Genomic DNA, 3,530 nt, shown 5'->3' on the forward strand with positions numbered 1-3,530 from the left:
AGACAAAGCCACAGTTGGACTTTTCCCTTTTTTCTCCAGATAATCCGGAAGCTTGAATAGCTCCTCAGTCCCCAAAACCAAGTCCAGAGCCGGAACTTCTTTCAGGAATCTCTCTCCTAACCTCTGAGCCATACACCCGATAACAGCCAATTTGATTTCAGGGTTTTCCAGCTTATATCTGGAAAGCTCATTTAATCTGCCAATTGCTCTGACCTCGGCATGTTCCCTCACCGAGCAGGTATTGACAATTATCAGACTGGCGTCTTCTGGTTTGCTGACTGCAGAATATCCTTTTTGTGAGAGGATACCCTTCAAGACCTCAGAATCATAAACATTCATCTGACAGCCGAAGGTGATTATGTGGAATTTGTTGTTCATATTCTATTGCTGAAGATTAAAAGCAAGATTCTTCTCCCGCCAAAAGGCGGGATCAGAATGACTGTTTCTCTTTGTCATACTGAGCGTTAGCGAAGTATCTCCTCTGCTCACGCTGGATCTTATCATCCAGCAGAGAAATAGGCGGATGATAACGTCTGCCTACGAGCAGATAATATATACAAAACTCGTTTGTTGAATCCTAAACTAGGCAAGGTTTCGCTTTCAAACAATTTATTTTACTATACTTACTATGAAGACGGCTAATTCACAGGGTGATTTTTATATATTTTTTAAATCAGTCTCAAAATTCTTATATTTCTTCCTCTTCGCTTTCTTAAGTAAGCTGAACATCTCCATTACTGCATTGGAGGCACCGCCCTCTCCGTAGTAGTCCTCCAATTTTTTAACAAGTTCATCATTGACTATCCGCCTTAAATCCGCAATAAGTGATTCCCGATTAAAATCAATATTAGATTTTAGTCTATTTCTTTCATATATTTGAATCATTCTAAACAGTATCCTTAGCCCTTTGTTGCTTAGGAAGAAAGACCCAACATCGGTCGAGTAATTCGGAATATGCTTTCGCAGCAACGAAAAAATATTCTTGATTTCCTCAAATGGGGTTTTCTCGTCCTCATCATTTTCCTGAAATATGTGCTTTCTTCCACCGATAAAGTTATTTCCTAGGACAGCAGAAACAAGAGTGGCCAACGTAATTTTACCTTTTCTCTTGGCCAAGGCGTCGGGAATATAGATTTTGTTTCTTAACGAAGAATTCTCATTTAACTTCTTTATAACACTTACGGCAACTTTTTCAAAATATTCCTTTTTATTAACTGCTTTCTCCCAGTCAAAATCAGCCTCTAATACCAAGATGAGATTTCTATCTATCTTCTTCTGAGTAGAATTTATGTCTATGAAGGTTTTCATCTCATCTAATTGCCCAATGTTTTCTAAAGCTATAACAGGAAGGAAATGGTTTTCCTGAATGCTTTTAACTAAATTGGAGAAACCCAGAAGCCTATGTTGACCATCTATTACTCTACAGGCGCAAAAATAATCAGGAATTCTTACTTTCACTAGTCCAGGACAATCAGCTTGCACCTTAGGAGTGTCACAAAGATGAATAGCGTCGGGACAACTAATAAGAATTGCACTAGGAAAAGCCAAGAAATTGCTAGATTGGATTTTTAGGGCAATATTACTTATCCTGCCCTTCTCCAGTACCCTTTGATAGCCTTTGTCATCTTTAATTCTTCTGAAAATATAACAATATCTTAATAATTGATCGACCCGGTCAATATATGCATAAGCACAGATGTTACCGAGATAGAATTGAATACCGTCTTTCGCGATGGTTCTTTCCTCACGCGGTTTTATTTTTAGAAAACTGAATAGATCGTTTTTGGACCACTTCCCAATTTTACCAAAGGCATCCGTGAAGTACTTCAAATCGTACTGAAGAAAAATATGGTTGCCACGCTGGTTAGTGAAGTGTGACACCGAAGCAGAAACCTCCTTACTCCCTGACAACTCGAAAAAAATCCTAATAACTTCGACTGTCTGTCCTATGGTAAACCTATTTCTCACTAAGGTTTCATTGTCTTCACATCCCCATTTCGAGAAAAAATTGCTTATTTTTTCCGAGATATTTGTGCTTCGAGTCGACACCTCAATAAGCAGAGCCTTCTCTGCCTCCTGGATCTTAAAAAGAAGGTCTATTTCACCTATCAAGTCTCCATCCCTTCTAATTTCTTCACAACAGGCAATCAATTCTAAGTCCAAATCAAGCATTAAATTTCCGACATCCTTAAGTAATGGATTACGGGATGCATTAATTGCATTAATTCTAGCTATAGCTTCAGCCTTCTCCATTTCTACCTCTCTTGCTTAATTGACCTCGTGAGATCTGACCTCTACGGTTTCACATTGTAGTAGACCGGTTTTATTGATAATTTAATATCACTAATTCACTTATCGCACCTCTAAGTGAAGGTTTACAATTGATTGCTCTTTTTGCCAATGCAACTTCGTTTCTAAAACTTTTATAGAGCCTTTGTATAAGAGGAGTGTATGAATTACTCACCATCACTTTGCACCCGCGTCTGTGCAAGGTGCAAAAAACCTCATATAGTCTTTCTTGGTCATCCTTATTAGAAGAAGACCTAGTGTAGCCAGTAAAACTGGAAGTTCTACTTAAGGGTTCATAAGGTGGGTCAAAATAGACAAAATCTTCTTCTTTTGCCAACTTCAAGCATCTTTCAAAATCATCTTGTATAATTTCGGCGTTGCTCAAAGCTTCATTCACTGCAAGTAAATCTTCAGAGTCACATATTAGTGGTTTTACATGCCTACCGAAAGGGACATTAAATTTCCCTTGACTATTTACCCTATATAATCCGTTGAAGCAAGTCTTATTTAAGTAAATAGTTCTTGCAGCTCTTTCAAATTTGCCCCTTGGTCTGTCATTTCTTATCTTATAATATGCGTCTTTATCATTTATATATTTAGAGCTTTTTAATGTCCTGATTAATCTATTCACATCCTCCTTAATAGCTGAATAACAGTTTATGAGTTCTTCATTTGAATCAATTAATGTTATTTTCCTATCTCTCCTTAGTCTTCCAGTGTTATATAAATGGAAAAAGACGGCTCCTCCACCTACAAAAGGCTCAATATAATTATTAAACTGTAAAGGAAAGAACGACTCGTATTGCTTTAAAAGTTGCCCTTTTCCACCAGCCCATTTTAGGAACGGTTCTGCTCTATGGTGAGATTTTATCTTTTTATGATCTTTATGTAACCAAACCGTTCTCATGAATTCCTTCAGTTCTTAAAATCCCTGCGTATTCCTCAACCTCTCAAAAAAATCCTTATCCCCTTTTGGAGGTTTGATTCCGGATTTTTCAGCAAGCTCCTTTAGTAATCTTTTTTCCTCTGAGGAAAGAGAAGAAGGTATCCAGACCATAACTCTGACAATCTGGTCTCCTTTGCCATAGGAATGAAGATGCGGAATCCCTTTGCCCCTTAGCCGGAAAAGCTTGCCAGACTGAGTCCCGGCAGGTATCTTCAAATTCACTTTACCCTCTAAAGTAGGAGCCTCAACTTCAGTTCCTAATGCCGCCTGGGGAAAGCTTATTGCCAGCTCATAA

At 38.2% G+C, this 3,530-nt stretch carries 4 protein-coding genes; all 4 read right to left on the bottom strand.

Going from position 1 to position 3,530, the window contains the following annotated elements:
• The coding region (locus MUP17_02170; protein ID MCJ7457778.1) for a tRNA (N6-isopentenyl adenosine(37)-C2)-methylthiotransferase MiaB at positions 1-378 on the bottom strand (378 nt) is incomplete at its 3' end.
• Positions 379-657: 279 nt separating this feature from the next.
• Entirely contained in the window at positions 658-2,253 is a 1,596-nt protein-coding gene (locus MUP17_02175; protein ID MCJ7457779.1) for a DGQHR domain-containing protein, read from the bottom strand.
• A 70-nt stretch (positions 2,254-2,323) separates the two neighbouring features.
• Complete coding sequence (locus tag MUP17_02180; protein MCJ7457780.1) at positions 2,324-3,196, bottom strand: DNA adenine methylase; 873 nt, start codon at positions 3,194-3,196, stop codon at positions 2,324-2,326.
• 15 nt (positions 3,197-3,211) lie between these two features.
• Positions 3,212-3,530, bottom strand: a 319-nt coding sequence (locus tag MUP17_02185; GenBank protein ID MCJ7457781.1) for a molecular chaperone DnaJ, incomplete at its 5' end; no start/stop codon positions are given.

The organism is Candidatus Zixiibacteriota bacterium (assembly GCA_022865345.1).
Classification (GTDB): domain Bacteria; phylum Zixibacteria; class MSB-5A5; order MSB-5A5; family RBG-16-43-9; genus RBG-16-43-9.